Below are 23,929 nucleotides of genomic sequence, written 5' to 3' on the forward strand. Positions count from 1 at the left end.
GCCCACGGAAACTTAACTCGGCAATTCGGCTGAAATTTCGGGACTCTCAGAGGCGATATACATTCAAACAACCGACTTTCCTTGAGCCCGCGTAAGCGGGTGAAGGTTGTTGATATCTGGAAAATAGATAGGGGCGCGAACAATACCGGTTTAGGCAAAAAACTTGCTACAGCACTGCAAAGAGCCAATCAGGAACAAAGAAGGTTCGACAACTTTTCGGCTCCACCATTCAGGACAGGAAGGAATTCGAGCAACCCTTGCAGTTCATGACGTTGCGTTGGGGCATGAACCGACAAAGTGGCGACCAACCTGCCCGTCTCGTCCTGAATTGGCACGGCGACAGCGGTCATGCCGGACATGAATTCTTCGTCATCCGTCGAATAATTTCTGGCAGAAATCCGGTGCATTTCGGCCCGCAATGCTTCCGGTTCGGTCAGTGTATGCGGCGTCTGGGCGTCCAGCCTTCCAGCGGCCAGATAACCGTCCAGAACTTGTTGCCTAAGCGTCGACAAGTACATCTTGCCGCTAGCGGTGCAGTGAAACGGCACTTGCGTCCCGATCGGCAATTGAATGCGCAAAGGCCACTTTGTCTCGACCCGGTCAAGATAGATCATCCCTTCGCGGTCGGGGATCGCCAGATTGCACGTTTCGCCGATCTCATCCGCCACGCTGGTCAAAATTGCTAGTCGCGCGGTACGAAGATGTTCCGATGACACTGTATTCACGGAAAGCTGGCGCAGGCGAGGCCCCGGTCCGAAAGACCGCCCATCCAGATCGCGCTGCAGAAACCCTTCGGCTTCGGCGGTTTGCAGCAGGCGATGGATCGTCGGTTTTGCCAAGCCCAGAGTTTCGATTAAATCCGATGGCTTTACCGCGACCCCACGCCGGGCGATTTCCTCAAGGATCACCAATAGGCGCAGGTTTGTCGGTATCTGAGTTTCTTTTTCGGGTGCATCAGTATAGGCCATCCCGATACATTCTAGTTGTTTGGCAGCAGGATCAAGGCCAGATCAGGTACCAGTGACACCAGTATCCAAACTGATAGCAAAGCCACTAGATACGGCACCGTGTAGCGCAACAATCTGAAATAGGGCACGCCGGTCACGCCGGACGCCACGTACAAGTTCAATCCATAGGGCGGGGTGATGAAACCGATGGATGCCCCAACCAGAAAGATCACCGAGAAATGGATTGGATCGACGCCAACAGACGCTGCTATGGGGGCCAGGATCGGCGCAAGAATGATCGTGACAGGTAGGCTTTCCAACACCATGCCGGAAAAGAATACGATCACCATCGAGGTAAACAACACGGCGTGGTACCCGCCCATTGAGGTGACAAAGTCACCGATCGTCTGCTGCGCCCCCAGCAACGACAGGATTTGCTGCATCACGACAGACACGGCAATCAGCGGTGCAAGGATACCAGTGATCTGCGCAGATCGGATCACGATCGAGGGGATCTCGGGGATGGTAAACCCTTCAACTACGAACATCTCGGCATAGGTTTTCTCAGTCGGCGGAATATTGTTGCGCGCGCCCATGATGCGGTTAATCGGATAGCTGACCAGCCCGGCAATCACACAGAATCCGACAGTCACGCCGGCAGCTTCGGTGGGTGAAAACTTGCCGGTGTAGATGCCCCACAGTACTAGGCCGATGGCAAAGAACCCAAGCCAAGCGCCAAAGGCGGTTTTCAGGATGCGGTTAAGTTGCAACGGGATCAGATAGCCCCAACCGTTGATGCGGCAGATGATCCAACAGGCCAGTTGCATGCCCATCACCATCAGCGCGCCGGGCAGAATGCCGGCCACGAACAGCTCGGAGATTGGCAGGTTCATCAGGAACCCGTAGACGATGAAAATAATCGACGGCGGTATGATGATGCCGACCGTACCACCCGCCGCAGCGGTTGCGGCACTAAAGCGCTCGTCATAACCGCCCTTGACCATTTCCGGGTGCAGCATCGACCCGATCGTCGCGGTGGTGGCCGAGTTTGAGCCGGAAATCGCCGCGAACAACCCGCACGCCCCCAGCGAGGCCATCGCAAGCCCGCCGCGTATCCAGCCCAGACAGGCATAGGCAAAGTCGCTTAGCCGGCGCGCAATACCGGATTTGTTGATCAGGTCACCGGTCAGAATGAACAATGGCATCGCCAACAGGGCGAAGCCCTTGTTGAACACGTTCAAGAGTTCCGCTCCCATATTGTCCAGCGTCAGGCCAAGGACAAAAGAACAGCCGATCACCCAATAGCTGATGACCAGCAGAACCGGCACGCCCAGCATGAACAGAAAAGTGACCCCTATCGAGATCAGAGTTACCCAGGTTCCGTCCGCCATCAGTCCGATCCTATCACCGCCTGCTGAAGCAGTGGCTTACCTGTTTTCCAGTTGTCAAAATCATCTGCCAGGTTCTGAAACACCCGCCCAACCATTAGGAAGAACGACAGCGGCGCGGCCAGAAGGAACCACCATTGCATGATGTTGTCGGTTCCGAGCACGATCTGAAAATTCGAAGCCGAAAGCGCCACCAGACGTGTCGTTGTCACGATGACAATGACTGCGAAAATGAACCAAAGAACAGCGTCCAATATCAGACAGGCCAGCTGCGCGCCGCGCGGCATCCCTGTGCGAAATTCAGTAAAGCTCAGATGTGTACGCAGGCGCACGTTGTAAGACGCGCCAAACCAAGCCATCACCATGAACAACAACGGCGGGATGGTCGTCGACCACGGTTCCTGATCGTTGAACACAAACCTGTCAATAACACCCCAAAAGATGATCAGCGCGATGGCCAGATAGGAGTACACCATGACCGAGCGTTCAAGCTGGCGCTCGATGAACGGTACTTTTCGGTAGATCATCATGATTAGCAAACCGCCGAGCGCGGCGACCACCGTTCCGACTACCCAAGCCGCGTCAGACCGCAGTGCGGTTTGAATCTCGAATGAATCCCGGCTGAGTAAGGCGCTGAAAATTGCCCCAATATCTGCCCACAGCGACATGAACCCCATCCTCCCAGTCGGTGTTTAGTGGAACCGGCCCGCGAAAGGGCCGGTTCGTTCAGTTTAATCAGGCAGTGCCCATCCACCAACGGCGGGGTTCGACATTTTCAGGCAGCATATCCGCCGGAATCTCGCGCGCGATGTCGTAGATTTCCTGATAGGTATCGATGCCACCTGCCCAGTTGTTCAGACGCTCACGCCATTGCGCCCAGGGTTCAGGGTTGTAGTTGGGCGCACACATTTCTTCGGCCAATTTGATCTGATCATCAGCTAGGAACGCGGCCCGTACACCGTTTTCGGCAAAGATCGTGTTCGGCAGTTGCGGGTCCGAGAAGCCCACGGTGTTCAGCAACGCAGCCTCGTTCGCACCTTGAATGAGCGCTTGTGTGAAGTACGAGGATTCCATGACGGCATCCTGAAGCTCTCCGCTCAGGCTGTCGAACACTTTTGCTGACATCGAGGTGTGTTCGGTACCACAGAAGAACTTGAGGTTCACCGACTGCGACACAACTGGGGCCATGTTGGCATAAGCCACGGCAGAGGCCCAAGTCTCGGCCCCATCGATCAGACCAGTTTTCAACGCATCCAACGTCTCTTCCCACGCGACAGGCACTGGGTTCAGGTTCAGCAGCTGCATTGCGATCCGACCAAGTTGTGTGCCGGTCACGCGGTTCTTAGTACCGAACAACTCTTCCAGCTTTGTAACAGTTGGTTTGTCTGCAAAGTTAGAACCCATCTGAAGGCCACGCAGTTCACAATGGGTGAACAAGAACTTCAGCCCATGGCGCTTCTCAAGGGGGTCTCGTAAGATGCGCTGACTGGCGGGGCTGTAAAAGAAATGATACTGCGCTGCGCGGCTGGGGAACATATAGGCATAGTCCAACACGTTCAAATACGGCGCGCCGCCTGCCGAGTTCTGGGTTGAAGCGGCATAGATGTCGACGATTCCCTGCTGAGTCTTCTCGACGCAGCTCAGCTGACCGCAGATCTGGTTGTCGCCGATGAACTCGATGCGAATCTCACCGTCTGTACGCTCTTCGAGGTCGCGCGCGAACTCGATGGCACCGGCCCGTTCGATCAAAAGGTTGCGGGTATTGAAGCCGGCCGCACCGAATTTCAGCGTGTGTTTGGGCTCCTTCGAGAACCTCTTTTCATAATTTGACTCAGCGGCTTGCGCCAGATTGGCGAGGCTCATCGCGCCGCCAAACCCACCAGCTGCCAGCAGAGTCGAGCTCATGCCATAGCGCCCTGCCACACGGAAGAAATCCCGCCGTGAAATGCCACTCAGTTTCCGTCCGATCTCCATTGCTATCCTCCCGTTTCGCAATTATTGAGACGTTTTGTATCAAAAAATGCTAGTATAGTTCTGGCAATTTGCATAGAGTTTTTTGACGACTTTGGGAGGAGACGGTCATGGAAGTGGATTATGCGGTTGTCGGGGCGGGGTCTTCTGGCTGTGTCATTGCCAACCGCCTAAGCGCTGATCCCAACACCAAAGTCGCCCTGCTTGAAGCGGGCGGGCCAGATACGAACCCGTGGATTCACATCCCTGTTGGGTATTTCAAAACCATGCACAACCCGTCGGTCGACTGGTGCTACCGCACCGAACCCGACCTAGGGTTGAACGGTCGTTCCATCGACTGGCCGCGCGGCAAAGTACTGGGTGGATCATCCTCGCTAAACGGTCTCCTTTATGTACGCGGACAAAAAGAGGACTACGACCGCTGGCGCCAGATGGGCAATGTCGGCTGGGGATGGGAAGATGTGCTGCCCCTATTCAAACGCAGCGAAGATCAGGAACGCGGCAAGGATGCCTTTCACGGCACAGGCGGCCCGCTGTCAGTATCGAATATGCGTATACAACGTCCGATCTGCGACGCCTGGGTCGCCGCTGCGCAATCCGCGGGCTATCCGTTCAACCCGGACTACAACGGTGCGGAACAAGAAGGCGTCGGGTATTTTCAACTGACGACGCGCAACGGTCGCAGGTGCAGCGCTGCGGTGGCTTATCTCAAGCCGGTCCGCGACCGCACCAATCTGAATATCATCACCCACGCTATGGTGTCGCACGTCACATTTAACGGCAAAAAAGTGACCGGACTGGAATATCGCGACCGATCTGGAGCTGTGCAGAAAATCACCGTTCGTCGCGAGATCATTCTGTCCGGCGGAGCAATCAACTCGCCGCAGATATTGATGCTATCGGGCATTGGTGATCCCGATCACTTGAAGGATAACGGGATTGAGCCGATCCACGCGTTGCCTCGCGTTGGCAAAGGTTTGCAGGATCACCTGCAGGCGCGACTTGTATTCAAATGCAACGAGCCCACGCTGAATGACGAAGTGCGTAGCCTGTTCAATCAGGCCCGGATTGCGCTAAAATATGCGTTGTTCCGCGCAGGTCCCATGACCATGGCCGCTAGCCTTGCCACCGGGTTTCTGAAAACGCGCCCCGAAGTGCAAACGCCCGATATCCAGTTCCACGTCCAGCCGTGGTCGGCGGACAGTCCTGGCGAGGGGGTACACCCGTTTTCTGCCTTTACCATGTCGGTTTGCCAATTGCGCCCGGAAAGCCGAGGCGAGCTGCGCTTAAATGGGCCCGATCCATCTGAATATGTCAAAATCTTCCCGAATTACCTGTCTACGGAAACCGACTGCCGGACGATCGTGGACGGTGTGAACATCGCTCGAAGGATTGCACGACATAACCCATTAGCGTCAAAAATTTCGGAAGAGTTCCGGCCTGACGCGCAGCTATCCTGCGATGATTACGAAGGCACACTGGACTGGGCACGGTCGAATTCTGTTTCGATTTACCATCCGACGGGCACTTGCGCGATGGGCGCGTCGGGCGATGCAGTCGTAGACCCCAAACTGAAAGTCAACGGAATAGAAAATCTGCGGGTCGCTGATTGCTCGATCATGCCAGAAATCGTCAGCGGAAACACCAACGCACCTGCGATCATGATCGGTGAAAAGGCGAGCGATTTAATACTTGCGGATGCCTGACCACTCGGCACGTGCGATCACTTCGGACAGGAGCACGGCGACAGCGGGTGGCCCCAACCGAAGCAACTTGGCTGCGCGTCTCAAAGATGTCCGACTGAAAAAGGGATACACTCTAAAGGCTTTGGCCAAGGCATTGGGCGTCGAACACCACACTATGATCAAGCAAATGGAACTTGGCAATGTGGCAGTACCTTCGAACCTATGGGTAACACTTGACGAACCTCTCAATTTGGATCGCTATATCTGGGTGCGTCTTTGAACCCAAGAATAACATCCCGACATGCATTGGTCGCTCTTGGCAACCTGAGCAGCCGGGAAGTAGCGAACTTCTTGGATGCCTTGCACAAGGGACAACTGAAAAACTTGCTGAACCAGCAGAACCAACAACCCAAACCAAAATCCACACCTGAAGACCTGACCTCTGCATGCCCAGCGCAAAGCGGATCGATTTAGCGTGCCCAAGTTCGGATGCGCTGGGTCTTCTTTGTGTCTAAAGAAAGAGCCCAATGAATATCTTCAAACCAATGACAGCCCGTACTTCGACAAGTTCATGATCGGCGGCAAAGAGTACAAGGCCAGTACCAAGCGCAAAGACTAGACTGTTGCTAAACGCGTCATGCCGGCGGAATACAACAAGGTCATGGACATTCGCCAACATGGCGAGAAGCCGGAGACAACGCTCCGAGACGCCTCCGCGCTCACGGTGGCCAGTGTCCAAAGCCGGACCAAGGACAGCTACCAATACAACATGCATCAAATGCTAGGGCTGACCAAGGTCTTCCACGGCCACTGGTCGCTTGATCCGGACCGTCCTCTTTCTCCTTGGACCGGTGGCGACGTGGATCACCTAAGGATGGCACGTCGGGCAGAAGGTATGACGGCAAACACGACCAAAGTCGAACTTCGCTTTCTCAAGCGAGTGAACAACTTTTGCAAAAAGAAGAACAAGGTGAACCCTGACCTGGATACTGAATTCGACCGCGGCTTAGTGAAATGCCAAGTTTTTTCTGAAACCAAAGAAAATGCCATTCCCCAGTTTCCCAACGCCAAGGCATCTGAGGGAAACGCCGCATATCAGAAGGCGGCCGATCTGTTCGACTACCTAAAAAATAAAGGTTTAAGGCTGATTGAAGCCATTCTGGTCGAGTAAGCAGATATGATCTGGAAAACAGAGCGATCGGCAACCGGGGCCACAAAACCAAGAAGTCCGTGTTAGTCCCAATCAGCGACCGGCTCTACGACGTTTTTTACAAGGCTCCCTGAGCAGCCAAAACCTTTCGTCTCAATGGACCGGGCCGTCAAACCCAAGCGGCAAGCCTAACGGACAACTGCGCCTCCAGTGCCCGTGTGTTGGCGGAGAAAGGAGCGGCAACAATTCACTCCTGCAGGGATACCTATGCAACTCGGATGCTGAACAAAGGTATGCGACCTGAGGAAGTGTCTCATCTCTTAGGTCACTCGACGGTCACTCGACGGTCACTCCGACACAAAAAACCGCCAAGTTCGCGAATCTGACCACGTCAGACAAAGCGCGCGAGATGCTAAACGCAGCCTAAGGCAAAACCGAAAGCGTCCCAAATTCCGACCCATTCTGGACTTACTGCACTGGGTCAAATCGCCCTGATAGGTGTTAAGACCAGTTTTTAAGGAATTTTCTGGTGCCCCCACACGGACTCGAACCGCGGACCTACTGATTACAAATCTAATGCCATTGAATTACCTACATTTACCTAAACATCGAAAGCACGTTGACTTATATACCAAAATCCCGTTTGATTTACCGATCTTGAACTACTGATTTACTTTGATTTACCAGTTTGACGCGTCCTATACGCGTCCTAGGATTTTGAGTTGGTATGCCGATCAAAAAAAGGACACCACCAAGAAAACCACCATCGAAGGCTAAACTGACCAAGTCTTTTATAGAGAGTCTGCCTTCCTTTCCGTACGACTATCTGGTCGCAGACACTGAAGTCCCCCGCCTAAAAGTAAAAATTACCCCAGCAGGAAATCGCAGTTTCCTAATCAGGTACCGGAATTCTTTTGGACGGGAAAAAAAGTTCAAGCTGGGTGATTTTCCAGACATGAGCGTAACGCTCGCGCGCAACATGGCAGCACGTCATCTAAACAACATTGCTGCGGGCCACGACCCAGCCGACGAGCGCGCAAAAAAACGTCATGGCCTAACTTTGAACGAATTGTTCGAACGGTTCTTAGAAGAATATGGCCAATTTCACCTCCGATCTTCGACGATCAAAGGGTACAGGCAATTGCATCGGGCAAACTTGGTCAACTCTCTGGGCAAGCGGCCAATCTCATCAATTACCCGAAATGACCTACTCCATTTCCATAGGGATCATGCCAATACCCCATATACAGCTAACCGGCTAATTGCCTTGATCCGAAGGCTCTTCAATTGGGCTGAAAACATTGGTCTCTGCGATGACTACAATCCAGCAAAAGGCGTTAAACCCTATACGGAACGAGCCGTAGAGCGGTTACTCACAATAGAAGAGACAGAAAGATTAGCGCAAGCTTTAGACTACGTTCGCATCAAGCATCCCGGCTCGGACGCATCGCTAAACGCAATTATCTTCATGTTCTTTACGGGATGCAGACGCAGTGAAGCACTGCGCATGAGATGGGATGAATTAGACTTTGAACGAAAAACCATAGCGTTCATTGGGGCCAAATCAGGTGATCGCAAGCAACACATGTCCGACGACCTCCATAGCTGGCTTGATGAACTCCATAAGCGCGCCACAAGCGAGTATTTGTTTCCTGGCGGCATAGTCGGACAGCCTCTTAAAGACATAAAGCGAACTTGGGAAATGGTCCGGAGACGTGCGGGGTTACCAGAGTTGAGGCTACATGATATTCGGCACAATGTGCTCTCTGACATCGCCGCATCAAATGATCTAGCGACAGCGCAGTCCGTCGGTGGGCACAAAAGCATTAGGTCTACAATGCGATACATTCACTCCAGATCATCGACAACCCAATCCGCTATCAATGAAACGGGTAGTCGCGTTCGAAGCACCTTCTTGGACAGGGGTAAGAATGATGAAATTTAGAAGGATTAGAGTGCGTGACCCTAAAACTGGAGTGCACCGTTACAAGTTAGTTGCCGAAACCGCAGAAGAGCAGCAAAAAAGGCGAAGACAGCGTCAGGCTGTTCACACATTAAATGATGAACTAAATGAAGTTGCCGCCGCGAAAATCCTGAACCTTAGCGTGCAGACGCTACGCAACAGGCGTAGCTTAGGTGAACCACCAAAATACTTCAAAAAGGGAAGAAGTGTGTATTACCACCTTTCCGACATATTGGATTTTGACAAAATAAGAAGAAAGAGAGGGCGTCATCTTCCAAACAAGCGAAGCTGACATTGGTAGACCAAATTTAGTTTTCGGAAACGGGAAACCTTCAGCATCTACGCAATGGCCACTTCCCCTCAGACAAAGACTTTAGAAACTTCCGAATATTTTTTACCAGACAAGCCAAAAACTGGCGGCGAAGACAGCCAAGATCACCAGCGGAGAAGTATTTATGCAGAGAACAGTAAAAGCCGTACTATTTATATCGTGCTCCATACTCGCGGTTCTAATTTTCTCACACTTCAAACCCCTCTTTGCTCCAAATCCGAATATTTCTGGCGGCTTTGGAGTAACTTTCGGAGAATCACTGCCAGAAGAAATAATTGAGGAAATTTTGAGCGATGAAAAACACTCATACACTGTCAAAATTTCCCCACCGGTTCCGAATAAAAACTTTGAAGTCTACTACGCGAGTGTCTTAAAATCCGAAATTGGCGTTTATCAAATATTCGGCGAAACTCGCTATAAAGGATGGTCGGTTTGCTGGGACACAGCAGACGTTTTGATTGAGTTACTTGAACAAAAATACGGAAAGTTTGAACACACCCAAAAGAGAGAATTGTCTTTCAGTAAATCCGGCGGCATCTCACAGGTACCTTGGTGGACCTACACGTATGGCAACATTCATACCGGCAAGGCGATTACACTAGACTGCGACGGATCGCTTATGAGGTTGACCTTTAGTGCAAATGATTTGGCACATGAAGACCTTAAAAGAAGAGGAAAACTTCTAATCGAAAACGCGAAAGAAAGCAGGGAGAAACGGCAATCCGAAGTCGAACGCGACGACTCTGGTCTATAATTCACTGATTATGGCCGCATCATCCAGTCACTTGTGGGCCCATATTTCGAATGCGTGGCGGCAGAGGCCCCTATAGCGCTATTTGTAGCTGAAATTCGGACAGTAAATTTAAGGTGCACATAACAACCCGAAGAGTCTGTTTCCTCGAAGAAACGTCTAACGTTTAGGAGTAAAAAGCACTTGCCCCCAATCAATGTAACAGATGTTCCTAACCGAATGATGCGAGATTTCAACACGCGTCATTTGCCGTTTACGATCACATCAGTAGAGCGTGGCCAATATCACTCCAGCCCCACAAAAGTTTTGGGATGGTTACTCAAGATCGGGTCACCCAAAAGCAACATGCACTTTCGGAGTAACAATACGACTGATTCAACCTAGGTTACGGCTACTCGATACTTGCAAAAAGCGGTCGTATGCTGGTCCAAAACCTTGAAGAGGCGTTCGACCAATCCATATTCGACAACTGGGCCATTCTTCCTGCCTGTCCTTCCCATATTCTCGGCCTTTTCTCAAAATTCGAATTTGTTCTTCGTGGCTTTTACCATTGAGACTAGTACCGTCGACGCCATGGTTCTTCGGTCCGTAACCACAAACATAGCTATCACTCCTGTTCGCGGGGTCTTTCGGCCCCAGTAAAGCTATGCGACCCTCGCTCGCGCGAACCGTCAGCGTGTTTTCATACGGCAGTTCAATCTCAGCAAGATGCTCCCTATAAATATAGGTAAGCGAATTACTTGGCTTAAGTGTGCACTGATTGCCTCCAACAACTTCTCCTGTTGTGGCTTTTTTCGGAATATCACAGGTGATGACCCAATTCCCCACACGCTCGAAATACTCGTGCAGTTTGGCTCTGTCAGCGTCTGCGCGTATTCGTATCTCCTCAGCACTCGGACGAGGTGCAAGAACAGCTTCCAAAGCTTGAATTTCTTCTCTGTTAGCCTCGCTAATTCCCTGCCCACTAGAGCAAGCGACAAGAAATAAAAATGATATGATAAAGCCCAAAGGCAGCGATAAACGTTTAAACAACATGACATTCCTTGCGCTAGCGCGTGATGTGGCAAAGCAGAATTTAATACTGCGAGAATGCCCAAGAAGAGAGTAAAGGGCAATGGACATTGCCTTGGCGATAGTCTTCCCCCACTGAAGTGGTCCGCCGTATGCATAGGAAACCGGAGGATCAGAATGAGAGTTAATCGACACAAGCCGGAATAGACTGTCACGAATTTACGGTAGGTTGAAGTGCTTGTCGGTCAGGGAATGCAGCGCGTGGATTCGATCCGTGAAGTGCGGATAACTGAGCAGACCTACTACCTCTGGCGAATGCAGAATGTGGGCCCCAGCTTTAGAAACCGGAGCTAAGCCACCTTCCCTAGCCTAAATTGTCTCGGAATATTGGACAGTAAATACTAGAATGTAATAAATCTGTAGGTGAGCATTCCTAATACCTGCGTCCCGAGCGCTTAGGGGTGCATACTGCGTATCTTCGATTGACATAACAGATACAACTAACACATTGATATAAAACGCACCCTACATTGAACCAACGTCCATGAGCCGACAGGCGTAAATCAACATACAATCGATTGCAGCCAAAAACTCAATAATCGTGGGAAAATATGTACGATTCTAACGTGCTTTTTCGGAAAATTGAAAAAATACAAAAAATCTTTGGCAAAACCTACCAATTGATGGCGCAGGTGATCAGGTCTGTACACATGCAACCGACGTTACTTGTGCAGGAGACCACATGGACCCGAAATTTATCTGTTACTACCGTGTTTCGACTAACCGGCAAGGCACAAGCGGACTGGGACTAGAGGCCCAGCGCAAAGCCGCAACCGAATACGCTAACCAACTTGGCGGGCAAATCATTAGGGAATTTATAGAAGTGGAAAGCGGAAAGCGGAACAACAGACCAAAACTATCTGAGGCGTTAGACAAATGTCGAAGCACGACTTCTATCCTTCTAATCGCGAAACTAGACCGCCTTGCCCGCAACGTACACTTTATTTCCGGACTTCTGGAAAGCAATGTTCGATTTGTAGCTGCAGATATGCCCAATGCAGACAAATTTATGTTGCACGTCTATGCCGCCATGGCTGAGGAGGAAGGTCGCAGAATAAGCGAGAGAACCAAAGCTGCACTTTCCAGAGCAAAGGAACGAGGGGTGAAGCTGGGTGAAGCTGCCAAACTAGTTGAAGACCGGAACGCCACGAGAGCAGATAAGTTTGCCGCCGAAATCGGCCCAAAGATAGCTCGCCTACGTTTTGATTTAGACTTGAGTTTTAAACAGATCGCCGAAGAGCTAAATAGCAAGGACATTCCTTCGTTCCGAGGAGGATCGTGGCATCAAACCACTGTTTTCAGAGTATATAACAGATTCAATGCTAATTGCTTGACCTAGCTCCATTTGGCGTCCCCTCTGTAAAGACCGTAATTAGGGACATAACACATGACGCAGAGAGACAGATTTCTGCCAAACATTGGAGCTGGCTCACGAGTTTCAGCGGAAACGGCAATGATAGATCGTTTTCAGTTGAAAGTTGGTCGCTGGTACGTTCATGGAACTCGCGACGAAATCTCAGCTAAATGGTCGCTACTCTCTGCACATGAAGTAGAAACTTCGTCAGGAACCACAGTGCCATGGTTTCAAAGCCGAAACTATCGAAGCAACTATAGAAGGTTGCACTTGTCGTTTCGCAGCACAGGAAGAGGGCCGCAAAACATTGGCCCGCGACCGCTACTTTCAGGAAACATCTTCGGCCAATTGCTCGGGACGGACATTCCGGGTTCTGGCCAGGAGGCGCGTTGTGCAATCGAAATAGACGCAACATGGAACTTGTCGCGTTTCCTGCAGGCCCACGAATTGTTCATTAAAACTGAAAATGGAAAACCTCGCTTCTCGACACATAACTTTCCGAATGCAATTGAACCCAAGCCCGAGTGGTGGCGAAACGAACGGCCTCTTGTTGTCTGCGACAATCTGATTATCGGCGATGAATTTCGATATAGGTTTGTAATGAATAGAACGCTGGAAACCCATCTATCGAATTATGTAGCGGGAACACTGGCGACATTCGTTCAAGCGTTGCAACAACACGAGTTGATCGAAAACGACAGCGCGAACGCGACAGATTTTTCTCCTGAAGACTACCAACTAGGTGACATAGAGTTCTATTGGGAGTTCAATCACGATACACCGATCACTTTTGTCGATACGCTGACTCACTCTTTACCTCGCGTCGCAAAAAGAATGCGTATCACACGCAGACGGATCGAGCCAACAGAACGCGAAATTTCACACCAATCTCAGAGCGCAACAATCTACCTCACTCGTGATCGCCGACTAAGAGTATATGCAAAAACGGATCGCCGAGTTCGCTTCGAGGTTACCTTTCCTGATGGGTATCGCAGTACCTTACATCGGCGATCATCTTTCCACTCTATGGAAGATTTTTTACTAGCGGTCGAGAATCTCAAAGCCGAAGCAACTCAAACTCTAAATGACGTCTTTGAGCACTTGTGGCATTGGGAAGAAAAACACGAGATGGACGCGACACCCGACCAACTCAGAGCGGCTATTGCAGCAGCGTCGGAAACCCCGTTTATCGCCACAACTATTATCCATAATCTGGCTAAGAACGGTCGTCTTGCTTTGGCTGCAGGTGATCCAATACGAGCGACGGTTCAAAGATTGGCGCGATCAAACCCACCTGTTCTAAAAACGCTAAAATCAGACAGACGCATATACGTCGTAGAACGTCGTTTCGAATACGCACGGCGAAATCTTCACATGGTGTAGCTTGGCACCTCGTCCAATACCCGACGCCAAAGGCCAATAGGGGATTAAGGCTTCTTGTCGTTGTCTGGGCCGCCAGCCCGTCCGACTGCAGCGCCTGCGACAAACAGAAACGCGCTTCCCATCCAAGTAAAAACTCTATCAAGCCACGCCTCTGACAACCCGAGGCTGTGTCCGCAGAAGACTAACACCACAATGACAATCAACAAGAGAACAGACAGTAGTACAGCCGCGCCGTGAGCTTTGTCTGACGTTCCGTAGCGGAAGATGCCGAGGTTAATATAGAAGGCACGGTCGGGGGCGGCAGGAGCCGTCCAGTCCGGAGCCATTCCGGTTGCTTTGTCTGGTTTGTCGGATGCCTTGGCGACATCTCTATTCGTTATCTTGATCGCCAATTTTTTCCCTAAACACAGTCTCAATTAAATCAGTCGGGATGGTCGGCTTCTCATCAAGGTCATAGTGCCGAGAAACAATTTCCCATGGCTCACCTTTTGCATGGGTCGCGTTCGAAAGCCTTACGCCCCTGAACTGCTTGTAATTGTCCCAAACGGCACAAAGAAAATCGTCAAGGGTGCCGTCATGTTCAGGGGTAACGCGAACGAATTCTCCATTACGCGACTCCAAACGTGTTCCTAAGGCAGTTATCGGACGCCGTCCAAACCCCTTGAACTCAATATACAGGTCGCGAACGACCGGGCCGTGCGGCCATGCCTCAATATCCTCTTCGAAAAGAGGACTGCCATAGTTGGCAAGAAACCAAGCCTGCGCATAGTAAACGAGCTTGTATAGCTTCATCTGATCGCAAGGCGGAAAGTTTGGCTCTGACCAACTCTTCGTCAGGAACCAATTCGCTACCGCCATTGCTGTGCTGGGGGCGTGCTCATGCTCTGCCATGGGTTCCTCCTATGTTCTATATATGGGCATGTTTGGAAGAAAGCCATACCAGCAAGTTAAGTATATAGCCCCCAAATAATAGGTGCGAGTGCGAGTTAAACTGCGTGCACGCAACACCACATTTTGATACAAGCGAGAAAGAAGACACCTTACTTGGACAAAATTCGCAGCATGAAAGCTATTGATCTATACGCGGGAATCGGCGGCTGGAGCCTCGGCTTGAAGCTGGCTGGAATCGAAGTCGTGCGATCCTTTGAGTGGTGGCGGCCAGCAGCGTTAACGCACAGCGCCAACTTGAAGGGAGATGTTCAAGTTGTCGATATTCGAAAAATGCCACTTGATCTGCTTAGCCTTCCAGACGGGTCCAATATAGACGTTGTGGTTGGAAGCCCACCATGCACCCAATTTTCGTACGCTAACCGAGGAGGTTCGGGTGATCTTGCTGACGGGTTAGTTGACATTCAGCGCTTCATGGAAGTTGTAAGACTCGTTAAGCCAAAGTTTTGGGCCTTCGAAAACGTACCTCGGGTCGCCAAAGTCGTCGAAAAAGAAAGTGGAAAGGGAGGTGTGCTCGAACAGTATGGAGATTTGCTGCAGAACGCTGAAATGCAGATCGTCGACATGTCAAACTTTGGCGTCCCTCAAAGGCGAAAGCGTTGTATTATAGGCAACCTCCCGTTTGAGCTTCTTGCTAGTTATCAGGAAGTATCTCCGAGTGTAACTTTGGGGGATGTTCTCTCTGCAATTCATCAGCAAAACGATCCAGTTTACCGCCGTGTGACGACGGAGCCCGTCACTGATGTTGAGCGAGAAGATTTCCTGAGCGATGAAGAAGCCCGTTTCAATCGAGACATGAAGCGTGCTCACCCGGTTTACAATGGGATGGAGTTCCCTGAGCCACTCAACCGAACAAGTCGGACAATTACAGCTACCTGCACGCGCGTCAGCCGCGAAAGCTTGATTGTGGGGGATACAACTCACGAAGGGAAGTTTAGGCGTCTCAGCGTGAGGGAGCGGGCATCTCTACAGGGGTTCCCGGTGGACTATCAATTTCACGGCTCCACTCACGCTGAAAAACTAAAAATGATAGGAAATGCAATTCCTCCAGCGTTCACCTACTTCGTTGCTCATAGTATGCTGGGTACACCGCCCACGAGCGTACCCGCTTTGTCGAAACAGGTTGCTTCTCGTTACATCGAGCGATCCAAACCAATCGAAACGAAGCCAGACAGAGTAGGCAAAACCTATCCGGAGACACGTAGGTTTCGTTTTAGCGTTCCAAATTTACGCTTCAAAAGCGGCACCCGTTTCGAACTTTCTAATGTTTCAGACCCTTATGATTGGCAAGTCAGATTTTTCTTTGGTGACTCCAAACGTATTAGGGAGCATGTGTTTGACTTTGAGCAAATGCTGGCAGTCGGTGAAGGTTTGGAGGCTGACCTCCCCCAACTTCTAGAGCACACACTGCGTTCTGCCTCAGTTCAACTACCGTCGGAAACATCTAGTGACCTGCAGCTATTGTGGTCGCATCGCGTCAAGGGAACTTCAGCCTTTCTCTTCTTGGACAAACTAGGAGAGATAGCTTCGAGCATTCTAGCATCGGACCTATGGCTAGAAACAGCCGACGGTACTTTTGAGGTATTATTGGAAACACTTCTCACTGAACAAGAAGGCGAAAAACCCATAGGGCTAGCAAAGCTGAAACGGAACGCTAGGAGCATCATCGCTGGTGCCGTGCTAGCCGTAGCAACAAATGAATCGCTTAGAGCAAACCCTAAGCGATCAGTTGCTGCGGAATAAGCTCAGGGCTTCACGCCGATAAGAATAAGCGGCACTGGCGGAAATATCCTACCTTGCCGCAGTATTTCATTTAGGTTTTTCTCATAGAAAGAAGGGCCGCTAGACATCTGGCGCTCAAGCTCCTTCATTGGGACTATCTCGATTCCCAAATCTATTCGGTCACGCATGTAATCCGCAGCATGCTTAACGAACAAATCAAACTGTACGAAAGCATACTTCCCAAACTGAACCTCAACAGAAACCCTTCCCTTTCGAAAGTCTGCGGAGTTTGAAGTCCTGAGCGGCTCCTCTCCAGCTTCTTCAATAAGCTGCTTCTGCTTCGCCCGCGGTTCGTCAATAATCCTCTTGGTTAATTCTGCATCCCGCGCAACGTAGTAGCTGTTAGTCTTCGCCTTTGCCCACCCTTGATCCCTGAGCGCTTTGCGGAATGCCTTGTTCATAGGTTTCGGGCCGTACAAGAGTTTGCCCTTCATAGTTTTCTCTTTGGAAACCTTGGTTAGGCAGCTAGCGGCATCTACGTTGGCGATAGCCAGTTTAATTTCCTCCCAATAGTCCTCGTGGTGATGCCGCAACCATTCCAGCCCATTCAAATGGGAATAATAAGCACCGATCTTCATGTCGTTCCTTAGTCAAAGTTTACAATAGTATCCGGCAACCCAACTAAAACGAGTGGACATGGGTTGCCCACACCGCGTGCCACACGGTCTTCCAGTTTCGACCAGTGAGTTGTAGCCGTTCCGAATTTATCTGAGACAAACCGGCGCGTGAAAGCATCACGAAACGCCATTGGGTTAATGTCTCGTTCAACAAGTTTGTTGATAGCTTGCCGTTGTTTAGGCGTAGGCACATACTCGTGCGCTGCGAGTTCATCAAAGTTGTCGACTTCATGATCGTCCAAGAACCGCCTAACCATATTCGGTAGGCCTTCCTGCAATGATCGTCCTCTTGTGATGATCACTCCCACGTCAATAGCGCCTTCTGCGTGGAGACGCTTGAAGTTCTCAAGGTCTCGATCAAAGAAAGGGTCCTTGTTGTTCCATTCGATTTCGAGAGCAACAAGCCCTGCTTCACCAAAGCTTTTGACGTGATCAACTTCGTGGGAAACAGATTCACGTTTCACACCGTTGATCGTTTTTTCAATCGTGAAATTCGTCTTTTTCCAGCCCATCTCGTCTAGAGCACGACGAAGCCTTTGTGTTCCCTTGGCTTCCCCACCACCAGACCCGATCAGCTCTGACATTGGGATTTCAAATTCTAACAAGCAACTGCAAAGCTCATCCCATGCCTCCGGAAAGTCGATGAAAAGAATCGCAGCTGCGTGAAAATAGAACTCAACTTGGAAACCACGTTGTGTCAGTGCACTAGTATCTACTGGTGTAGGCACGCATTATCCCTCAAGTATGGCCGTGCGCCGCTGGCGAAGCGACAAAAAACTCAGGCAAGCTCTATACTTAAACCGATTTGATTAGAAGTATCGAACGGCAGAATATCAAAAATTCGACGGAAGTTTTTCGGGCAACTTGGTTCCGCGGCCTTTAGCTAAGCATTGCATCAAGTTTTGGAAAACATTGCCAACGCACGGCTTCGTAACGCGCGTCCTATTTGCGTCCTACAATCGACTGTAAGACCTCAAAAACCAGCTAACCTATTGATTTAGTGGTGCCCCCACACGGACTCGAACCGCGGACCTACTGATTACAAATCAGTTGCTCTACCAGCTGAGCTATAGGGGCACTGGGTGTCGATTACTTTCTCTGCCGCGCGACTGCAAGCCCGAAATTTCACCGCAACTTAGGGAAATTCTTGTTTCGTCGTTGGCGAGGCAAGCGAAGGGTTAGTTGAGGCGGGTTTGACTGCGCGGGTTGCAACCTGTAACCCGACAAACGAGGCAAGAAGATGCAGGGACGAGAGCCGGATATGCAGTTTGCGATCCACGCTGGGGCCGCTTTTACGGATCAGGGGCGGCTGCAAAGGTCGCTTCAGGCGAATGGTGCGTTGCTCAGCGAGTGTGGCGCGCGGTTCTTTGGCCCTCGTCGGTATCGTCAGTATTTCAAACCGAATTTCGGCGGGCCGGATATTCGAACTCTGTCACCTGACGCAATCAAGAAAATGCGACTGGCCTTACCTGTGGACGCGGCGACCAAGCGTGCCATTTTCCTGAACGACAATTTCGTGGGTGATCAGGGGAATCTTCTGCGCGACGGCCAACTTTATCCCGATGCCGGGCGCAGGATGGCGCTGTTGCAGCAGGCCTTTCCAGAAGAACCTATAAATCTGTATTTCGCCCTTAGAAATCCGGGCAGTTTCATCCCGAAACTGCTGATGGCCCTGCCCGACCCAGATCGGGAAGAGATTCTGCGCACAACAGATCTAAGCTGTCTGAGCTGGATTGGCATGATCGAGGATATTCGTGATCTCGCCCCGGATGTGAAGATTACGCTTTGGTGCAACGAAGACACCCCCCTCATCTGGGGCAATGTTGTGCGCCAAGTCAGCGGGATACCAGAAACCGCAGCCCTGACCGGAGAATATGACCTGATCTTGTCGTTGTTGACTGCAGAGGGGCAAGTTCTGGCGCAGGCAGCCTTGGACACTGAAGCCAACGATCCTGAAGCCCTTCAGGTCCAGTTGTTCCACATTTTTGAGGAACACGCCGAAACGGACAGGCTTGAAGAGGAGCTTGAGCTTCCCGGATGGAACGCAGAAATCGTTGATGCATTCTCGGAGCTGTACGAACAGGACGTAGCTCGGTTGGCAAATATGAGCGGGGTTCAGGTTCTGAGCCCGCGCAACGCGCCCCTCTAGGTACAGAGGGATGGGCAAACGCCGGGTGTGGGCGTTTGCAAAGGGCCTTTAGCTCATGCCAAGCGCTTCTTTGTACATTTCAAGGACCGCCTCTTCCTCGGCGATGTCGTCCTTGTCGCGTTTACGTAGGGCAATGACCTTGCGCATCACCTTGGTGTCGTAGCCGCGGGCCTTGGCTTCGGCCATAACCTCTTTCTGCTGCTCTGCGATGTCTTTTTTCTCGGCATCCAGACGCTCGAACCGCTCGATAAATTGGCGCAGTTCTCCGGCGGTCACGCGGTAATTGGCGGTGGCCTGGTCTTCGGTCATATCTTCCATCTACGTCTCTCCCAGAGGTTGCGGTCCTGCCGCGGTGGCAGCGGCAATATGCCGGATACATCGCACCCGCCGGCGCCGCAAGCGGTCAATCGCAGGCCGGGCTTGTGCGCCACAATGCGATCCGGTAAGCGCAATGCGCATCAGCAAAAGATTGCGAGGCCAAATGTTCGAACTCATCACCTGGGGCGGAGCCGCCCTGTCGCTTGCCGGTCTCCTGGGGCTGGTCTGGTGTATCCTGCGCGTGATGAAGGCCCGCAAATCGGGCCTGTCTGATGATGAACTGCGCGCCGTTGTTCAGGGGGTTCTGCCGTGGAATCTGGCATCCCTGTTTTTGTCGGTCCTGGGCCTGATGCTGGTGATCCTGGGAATTTCGTTCAGCTAAACCTGTACGTCATACTGGCAAGTTGTCGAACTGCGCTTCCATTGCATCTTCGCAAAGGGCCGCATCCAGGCGACGCAGCCGCGATGGCACGTGAACGCCCTGCTGGCGCATCCGATCGATTACCTTTGTAACGCTAGGCTGCAAGGCCAGACGAGTTTCCAGACAGGCACCCTGCAACTTTTCTTCCAGTTGTGCGGCTTCGGAATACAAATTGCTTGTAGACATCGTCATCCTCCCAAATGCTGTCTGACTACACCCATATAGGTAACTGTTTTAAGACTAGCTGGTCCACGCCCGCGGTCGCGCATAAACTTGCCGTTACGTAAGGCAAAATCGGCGGCGAATTGCGGAACGGTTAAAGTCTAGTCGATTTCCGGCTAATCTGCCTTGACAGGCATCAAGTCACGCAAGCTTGATTGCGATATATTCCAGACTTACTATATAAAGAGAAAGACAAGCGGAGGGCAAGATGACACCCAAGGTCAAGGCATTTTTCGACACCGATACATTCACGGTGTCTTATCTGGTGCAAGAACCCGAAGGCACAGCCTGCGCGATTATCGACAGCGTTCTGGATTTCGACCATGCCTCCGGTCGCACGAGCACCAGTTCAGCCGACGAGATCATCAGCCATGTCCGCGCCAACGGGCTGAAGGTCGAATGGATTTTGGAAAGTCATGTCCATGCCGACCACCTGTCGGCTGCGCCTTACCTTCAGCAGGAACTGGGTGGGAAAATTGGCATCGGCGACCAGATCGTCACCATTCAGGAAACCTTCGGCAAAATCTTCAACGAAGGGACCGAGTTTCAGCGCGATGGCAGCCAATTCGACGCCCTGTTCCGCCAAGGCGACAGTTTTCACATCGGCCAGATGCGGGGTGATGTCCTGCATACGCCCGGCCACACTCCGGCTTGCATGACCTATGTGATCGGCGATGCGGCTTTTGTCGGCGATACCCTGTTCATGCCCGATTTCGGAACCGCGCGCTGTGACTTTCCCGGTGGGTCCTCGGAGGTCTTATATGACTCGATTCAAAAGATCCTTTCCCTGCCCGACGAGACTCGGATCTTTGTTGGTCACGACTACAAAGCCCCCGGCCGCGATGAGTTCGCGTGGGAAACCACCGTGGGCGAACAAAAGGCGCTGAACGTGCATATCGGTCAGGGCCGCCCGATCGAAGAATTCGTCGAGATGCGGGATGCGCGCGATGCGACCCTGGGAATGCCGCGTCTGATCCTTCCTTCCCTTCAAGTCAACATGCGGGCCGGCCAGATGCCACCAGCGGACGAAAAAGGCGATGTTTTTCTGAAGGTTCCACTGAACAAGCTGTAACGATCCGTCGAAAGGGCAAACAATGCAAACGGAATGGATTTGGGGATTCGGCGGCGGCCTGATGATCGGGTTGGGCGCTGCCATTTACCTGTTGGGTAACGGTCGCATCATGGGGGCCAGCGGTATTTTAGGCGGGCTGATCGACGGCTCGGACCGTACAAAGGAGCGATTGGCCTTTATCGCAGGACTTGTCGGAATGCCCCTGATTCTCAGCCTGCTTCTATCTCCCGCGCCCGCGACACATCTGACAGGCAATCTCTCGGTCGTCATTATTGCGGGCCTGCTGGTTGGGGTCGGCACTCGGATCGCCAATGGCTGCACGTCGGGGCATGGGGTTTGCGGCATCTCCCGGTTTTCGCTGCGCGGCATCGTGGCGACGGTAATTTATATTGGCGCCGGTGCCGTAATCTTGGTGTTCCTGCGCCACCTGCTGGGGTTGATCTGATGCGTATGGTGATTTCCCTCCTTGCAGGGTCCCTTTTCGGCGCGGGGCTGCTTTTGTCGGGCATGACCGACACCACCAAAGTTCAGGGTTGGTTGGACATTTTCGGAAATTGGGACCCGACGCTGGCCTTTGTGATGGGCGGCGCGATCGTGCCCATGTTCTTTGCCTGGCGACTGGCCGAGCACCGCCGCCCGTTGACTGGCGGGACGTTTCCGGCCCCATCCGCTCCCGAGCTTGACCGCAACCTGATCATCGGCTCGGTTATGTTCGGGATGGGTTGGGGGCTGTCGGGCCTGTGCCCTGGACCGGCCATTGCGTCGATCTCATATGGGGGAGTTGGCGGGATTGTGTTCCTTCTTGCGATGATTGCGGGGATGTATGCGGCCCCTGCGGTGGGGTCGAAACTGGACAGGGCGGCCAACGCGGCCTAATCAAACAGGATGGAGATTCGCCCCATCACCCCCCGCTACGCCGTCTCGCCGCAAATCACGGTCGAGGATGTCCCAGCCATTGTCGATGCAGGTTTCGTGAAGGTTATCTGCAACCGCCCGAATACTGAGGTGCCGGTCGATATGCAGTCTGACGCAATCGGTCAGGCTGTTCGGGCGGCAGGGCTGGAATATGAGGTTCTGGAACTGACCCACCAGACGATGACGCCGGAAAACGTGACCCGTCAGCGTGACCTTGCCGAAAACTGCACCGGGCCGGTTCTGGCCTATTGCGCCTCTGGCACGCGATGCTCGGTTGTCTGGGCCTTGGGACAATGTGACCGGATGAGCACCGATGACATTCTAGAGGCCACAACCAAGGCGGGTTACGCACTGGAGAACCTGCGCCCGACGCTGGACCAAATTCGCGGCTCGACAGACTGATCTACCGCTTTACCCAAATGCATCCGGGTTGTTTTCCAAACCAGCGAGTTTGGAAATTTCGGCGGCGATCTGATCAGAGTCGTTGAATTCCAGTGTCTCTGCTGTCAGATCGGGCTCCTTTATCGAGGGCTGACTTTCTTGCCTCGCTGTTTCTGCGTGGTGAGGTTGCTCGGTGGCCAACCGGGCTTCCAGAAACTCTTCGGTATTGGCCAGTGCTGGCAGTGGTGCATATTCATTTAACCGCACTGCTCGCATCCCGCCACATTGGCCCAATCGTCCGACCGCGGCACGGGTGCGATCTATGGTCAGAACCTCGGCCCGATCCAACCGGGAGCCGGTAAGCGGCAATACATCGCCCGCCGAGAGCCCCGACAATGCAGCCAGCGGCAGGGTCATTCGGCAAATCACCGTGTTCAATTCGGCCCGCACAACCCCGGTTGCCTGCTCCAGGCTCGGCCCCGAGGGGTCTTCTGGCACAATTTCAGCATCCGTGCCCGCCCGCTCGGGCAAAAGCAGTGCAATATGGCCCTGACGCAACCCGCCACTCAATTCGACCGTCAGATCAAAGGTCAAATATGCGTCCTCAACCATGGCCAGGGACAACGATCGCATATCAGCAAGACGGGCCTTGAATTCATAACCGGTTAGGCCAGGCTGGCCGCCAGTGGGATCGGCTAAAGCATCGGCGCGACGCAGTGCCTCTTCGACCATTGGCGCGACCATGGCGGCATCCGTGTCTGTGAACGAGCGACCGGAAGGAGGGTCAGGCATGACCTCTCCGATCGTTTGCACCTGAAGGATGGCCGATACCACCCCGATATCCATACATACCGCTGCCGCGACCCCATCGGGATCTGAGAAGCGCAACAACAACCAATCGTCGCCTGCAAAATCGCCCAGTACATCCGGAGATCTTGCTGACTGCTTCGCCCCGATGACTGAAAGAGGTAAGTTCAACCGATCCCCCGCGGCGCGGGCAAACCCCAGCCGAAAAGCGCGCAGGGCAGAACGAGGGCCATCCCCCTGCCCTTCTTGCCCGACCGAGAGTTTGCGCGCCAACACCGCGTTGACCGGTTGTGCCATAGCCTA

The 23,929-nt window shown here is 52.4% G+C and carries 26 protein-coding genes, 1 tRNA gene and 1 pseudogene; 15 read left to right on the forward strand and 13 right to left on the reverse strand.

Translation table 11 applies throughout. From position 1 onward, the window contains the following. Window positions 1–188: 188 nt before the first annotated feature. The 4 genes from ACR3E7_RS08565 to ACR3E7_RS08580 all read right to left on the reverse strand — a co-directional run bounded on the left by ACR3E7_RS08565 (window position 189) and on the right by ACR3E7_RS08580 (window position 4,309). Entirely contained in the window at window positions 189–968 is a 780-nt protein-coding gene (locus ACR3E7_RS08565; protein WP_480502718.1) for an IclR family transcriptional regulator, read from the reverse strand. 11 nt (window positions 969–979) lie between these two features. Beyond that, window positions 980–2,338, reverse strand: a complete 1,359-nt coding sequence (locus ACR3E7_RS08570; RefSeq protein ID WP_170770085.1) for a TRAP transporter large permease — start codon at window positions 2,336–2,338, stop codon at window positions 980–982. Beyond that, the gene (locus ACR3E7_RS08575; protein ID WP_170770084.1) at window positions 2,338–3,003 is read right to left on the reverse strand and encodes a TRAP transporter small permease; all 666 of its coding nucleotides are present in this window, start codon (window positions 3,001–3,003) and stop codon (window positions 2,338–2,340) included. The genes ACR3E7_RS08570 and ACR3E7_RS08575 overlap by 1 nt, the downstream gene beginning before the upstream one ends. Window positions 3,004–3,070: 67 nt before the next feature. After that, window positions 3,071–4,309: a TRAP transporter substrate-binding protein gene (locus ACR3E7_RS08580; protein ID WP_170770083.1), complete on the reverse strand. Its 1,239-nt coding sequence runs from the start codon at window positions 4,307–4,309 to the stop codon at window positions 3,071–3,073. A gap of 107 nt (window positions 4,310–4,416) precedes the next feature. On the opposite strand from ACR3E7_RS08580, the gene ACR3E7_RS08585 reads away from it, so the two are divergent. The 5 genes from ACR3E7_RS08585 to ACR3E7_RS08605 all read left to right on the forward strand — a co-directional run bounded on the left by ACR3E7_RS08585 (window position 4,417) and on the right by ACR3E7_RS08605 (window position 10,189). Continuing rightward, a complete protein-coding gene (locus tag ACR3E7_RS08585; RefSeq protein WP_480502719.1) occupies window positions 4,417–6,012 on the forward strand; it encodes a GMC family oxidoreductase in 1,596 nt (531 codons plus the stop codon). Window positions 6,013–6,628: 616 nt separating this feature from the next. After that, window positions 6,629–7,162, forward strand: coding sequence for a hypothetical protein (locus ACR3E7_RS08590; RefSeq protein WP_480502720.1), 534 nt, complete (start codon window positions 6,629–6,631; stop codon window positions 7,160–7,162). Between the two features lie 706 nt (window positions 7,163–7,868). After that, complete coding sequence (locus ACR3E7_RS08595) at window positions 7,869–9,086, forward strand: tyrosine-type recombinase/integrase (protein WP_480502721.1); 1,218 nt, start codon at window positions 7,869–7,871, stop codon at window positions 9,084–9,086. Next, window positions 9,073–9,396: a helix-turn-helix transcriptional regulator gene (locus tag ACR3E7_RS08600; protein WP_480502722.1), complete on the forward strand. Its 324-nt coding sequence runs from the start codon at window positions 9,073–9,075 to the stop codon at window positions 9,394–9,396. The genes ACR3E7_RS08595 and ACR3E7_RS08600 overlap by 14 nt, the downstream gene beginning before the upstream one ends. 163 nt (window positions 9,397–9,559) lie before the next feature. Beyond that, complete coding sequence (locus ACR3E7_RS08605; protein ID WP_480502723.1) at window positions 9,560–10,189, forward strand: hypothetical protein; 630 nt, start codon at window positions 9,560–9,562, stop codon at window positions 10,187–10,189. 372 nt (window positions 10,190–10,561) lie between these two features. Here the strand turns inward: ACR3E7_RS08605 and ACR3E7_RS08610 are convergent, their stop codons facing one another. After that, window positions 10,562–11,218 carry a hypothetical protein gene (locus ACR3E7_RS08610; protein ID WP_480502724.1) on the reverse strand — a complete coding sequence of 219 codons (657 nt, stop codon included), beginning with the start codon at window positions 11,216–11,218 and terminating at the stop codon, window positions 10,562–10,564. A gap of 156 nt (window positions 11,219–11,374) precedes the next feature. Here ACR3E7_RS08610 and ACR3E7_RS08615 point away from each other — a divergent pair. The 3 genes and pseudogenes from ACR3E7_RS08615 to ACR3E7_RS08625 form a co-directional block, all read left to right on the forward strand. After that, window positions 11,375–11,527: pseudogene (locus tag ACR3E7_RS08615) on the forward strand (IS3 family transposase); the annotation flags it as partial. Between the two features lie 412 nt (window positions 11,528–11,939). Continuing rightward, entirely contained in the window at window positions 11,940–12,596 is a 657-nt protein-coding gene (locus ACR3E7_RS08620; protein ID WP_480502725.1) for a recombinase family protein, read from the forward strand. A 48-nt stretch (window positions 12,597–12,644) separates the two neighbouring features. Beyond that, the gene (locus ACR3E7_RS08625) at window positions 12,645–13,994 is read left to right on the forward strand and encodes a hypothetical protein (protein WP_480502726.1); all 1,350 of its coding nucleotides are present in this window, start codon (window positions 12,645–12,647) and stop codon (window positions 13,992–13,994) included. Window positions 13,995–14,038: 44 nt separating this feature from the next. On the opposite strand, the gene ACR3E7_RS08630 is transcribed toward ACR3E7_RS08625, so the two are convergent. Together ACR3E7_RS08630 and ACR3E7_RS08635 are read right to left on the reverse strand one after the other, a co-directional pair. Further along, complete coding sequence (locus tag ACR3E7_RS08630; protein ID WP_480502727.1) at window positions 14,039–14,386, reverse strand: hypothetical protein; 348 nt, start codon at window positions 14,384–14,386, stop codon at window positions 14,039–14,041. Beyond that, window positions 14,364–14,885, reverse strand: coding sequence for a Panacea domain-containing protein (locus ACR3E7_RS08635; protein ID WP_480502728.1), 522 nt, complete (start codon window positions 14,883–14,885; stop codon window positions 14,364–14,366). The genes ACR3E7_RS08630 and ACR3E7_RS08635 overlap by 23 nt, the downstream gene beginning before the upstream one ends. Window positions 14,886–15,038: 153 nt before the next feature. Between ACR3E7_RS08635 and ACR3E7_RS08640 the strand changes: the two genes are divergently transcribed. Further along, window positions 15,039–16,685: a DNA cytosine methyltransferase gene (locus ACR3E7_RS08640; RefSeq protein ID WP_480502729.1), complete on the forward strand. Its 1,647-nt coding sequence runs from the start codon at window positions 15,039–15,041 to the stop codon at window positions 16,683–16,685. 2 nt (window positions 16,686–16,687) lie between these two features. Here the strand turns inward: ACR3E7_RS08640 and ACR3E7_RS08645 are convergent, their stop codons facing one another. From ACR3E7_RS08645 to ACR3E7_RS08655, 3 genes are all read right to left on the reverse strand, one after another. Further along, window positions 16,688–17,302 (reverse strand): BglII/BstYI family type II restriction endonuclease, encoded by a 615-nt coding sequence (locus tag ACR3E7_RS08645; protein WP_170802781.1) that lies wholly within the window; start codon window positions 17,300–17,302, stop codon window positions 16,688–16,690. An 8-nt stretch (window positions 17,303–17,310) separates the two neighbouring features. Beyond that, window positions 17,311–18,069, reverse strand: a complete 759-nt coding sequence (locus ACR3E7_RS08650; protein ID WP_480502730.1) for a BglII/BstYI family type II restriction endonuclease — start codon at window positions 18,067–18,069, stop codon at window positions 17,311–17,313. 273 nt (window positions 18,070–18,342) lie between these two features. Next, window positions 18,343–18,418 (reverse strand) — tRNA-Thr (locus tag ACR3E7_RS08655). Between the two features lie 163 nt (window positions 18,419–18,581). Here ACR3E7_RS08655 and ACR3E7_RS08660 point away from each other — a divergent pair. After that, complete coding sequence (locus ACR3E7_RS08660) at window positions 18,582–19,490, forward strand: hypothetical protein (RefSeq protein WP_170790451.1); 909 nt, start codon at window positions 18,582–18,584, stop codon at window positions 19,488–19,490. A gap of 48 nt (window positions 19,491–19,538) precedes the next feature. Here ACR3E7_RS08660 and ACR3E7_RS08665 read toward each other — a convergent pair whose 3' ends face one another. Further along, entirely contained in the window at window positions 19,539–19,808 is a 270-nt protein-coding gene (locus ACR3E7_RS08665; RefSeq protein WP_170614681.1) for a DUF2312 domain-containing protein, read from the reverse strand. A gap of 163 nt (window positions 19,809–19,971) precedes the next feature. On the opposite strand from ACR3E7_RS08665, the gene ACR3E7_RS08670 reads away from it, so the two are divergent. Further along, window positions 19,972–20,190, forward strand: coding sequence for a hypothetical protein (locus ACR3E7_RS08670; RefSeq protein ID WP_170770077.1), 219 nt, complete (start codon window positions 19,972–19,974; stop codon window positions 20,188–20,190). Between the two features lie 9 nt (window positions 20,191–20,199). Here the strand turns inward: ACR3E7_RS08670 and ACR3E7_RS08675 are convergent, their stop codons facing one another. Further along, entirely contained in the window at window positions 20,200–20,415 is a 216-nt protein-coding gene (locus ACR3E7_RS08675) for a hypothetical protein (protein ID WP_170770076.1), read from the reverse strand. Window positions 20,416–20,659: 244 nt separating this feature from the next. Here ACR3E7_RS08675 and ACR3E7_RS08680 point away from each other — a divergent pair, with 244 nt between their 5' ends. The 4 genes from ACR3E7_RS08680 to ACR3E7_RS08695 are packed head-to-tail and all read left to right on the forward strand — an operon-like array spanning window position 20,660 to window position 22,840. Beyond that, window positions 20,660–21,523: an MBL fold metallo-hydrolase gene (locus tag ACR3E7_RS08680; protein WP_170770075.1), complete on the forward strand. Its 864-nt coding sequence runs from the start codon at window positions 20,660–20,662 to the stop codon at window positions 21,521–21,523. Between the two features lie 22 nt (window positions 21,524–21,545). After that, entirely contained in the window at window positions 21,546–21,968 is a 423-nt protein-coding gene (locus ACR3E7_RS08685) for a YeeE/YedE family protein (protein WP_170790449.1), read from the forward strand. Then, window positions 21,968–22,399, forward strand: a complete 432-nt coding sequence (locus tag ACR3E7_RS08690; protein WP_170770073.1) for a DUF6691 family protein — start codon at window positions 21,968–21,970, stop codon at window positions 22,397–22,399. Before ACR3E7_RS08685 ends, ACR3E7_RS08690 begins: the two co-directional genes overlap by 1 nt. Window positions 22,400–22,408: 9 nt before the next feature. Beyond that, the gene (locus tag ACR3E7_RS08695) at window positions 22,409–22,840 is read left to right on the forward strand and encodes a protein tyrosine phosphatase family protein (RefSeq protein WP_170790448.1); all 432 of its coding nucleotides are present in this window, start codon (window positions 22,409–22,411) and stop codon (window positions 22,838–22,840) included. A gap of 9 nt (window positions 22,841–22,849) precedes the next feature. Here the strand turns inward: ACR3E7_RS08695 and ACR3E7_RS08700 are convergent, their stop codons facing one another. After that, window positions 22,850–23,923, reverse strand: coding sequence for a FliM/FliN family flagellar motor C-terminal domain-containing protein (locus ACR3E7_RS08700; RefSeq protein WP_480502731.1), 1,074 nt, complete (start codon window positions 23,921–23,923; stop codon window positions 22,850–22,852). Between the last annotated feature and the right edge of the window lie 6 nt (window positions 23,924–23,929).

This window comes from Ruegeria sp. BK1 (assembly GCF_056535645.1).